Source organism: Kocuria sp. CPCC 205260 (assembly GCF_040981045.1).
In the GTDB taxonomy this organism is placed as follows: domain Bacteria; phylum Actinomycetota; class Actinomycetes; order Actinomycetales; family Micrococcaceae; genus Kocuria; species Kocuria palustris.
This window is the reverse complement of the sequence record NZ_JAVKPT010000107.1, coordinates 1-518: the sequence shown is the minus strand read 5'-3', so window position 1 is coordinate 518 and position 518 is coordinate 1. Positions and strand designations below refer to the sequence as shown.

The 518-nt window shown below is 77.6% G+C and carries 1 protein-coding gene; it reads right to left on the bottom strand.

Features of this window, described 5'->3' with window-relative positions:
* Positions 1-162: 162 nt before the first annotated feature.
* Positions 163-518 (bottom strand): GNAT family N-acetyltransferase (locus tag RF645_RS13425; RefSeq protein WP_368819286.1); only part of this gene is annotated, 356 nt, incomplete at its 5' end.

The following is a 518-nucleotide window of genomic DNA, read 5'->3' as shown; positions in this document are numbered from 1 at the left end:
GATCCGGTCCCGGTCCCCGTGGCCGCGGGCGGCCTCCTCGGCGGCGGAGAGTCGCGCGGCGGGCAGGGGCTGCCGGGTGTCCTCGTGGGGCGTGGTCATGGGGGTCCTGTCTCGTGGGCCGGTGCGGGAACGGGCGGGGGTGCGGGCGGGGGAGCCCGCGGCTCAGGCGGGAGCGGCCCGGGCGTACATGACGTCGAGGTGCCAGGGCCGGAAGCCCAGCCGCTCGTAGAGGCCCATGGCAGCGGTGTTGTCCCCGTCCACGTAGAGCATGACCTCGTCCAGGCCCCGGCGGGCCAGGTGGTTGACGCCGGCGGCCGTCAGCGCCCGGCCCAGGCCGGTGCCCTGGTGCTCCGGGGCCACGCCCACCGCGTACACCTCGCCCAGGGGGCCCTGCTCGCCGTCGCCGGGGTGGACCTTGGTCCAGTGGAAGCCGGCCACGGTGCCGGGCTCCTCCTCCCGGACCGCGAGCAGGAAGCCGGCGGGGTCGAACCACGGCTCCGCCTCCCGCCGGCGCAGGT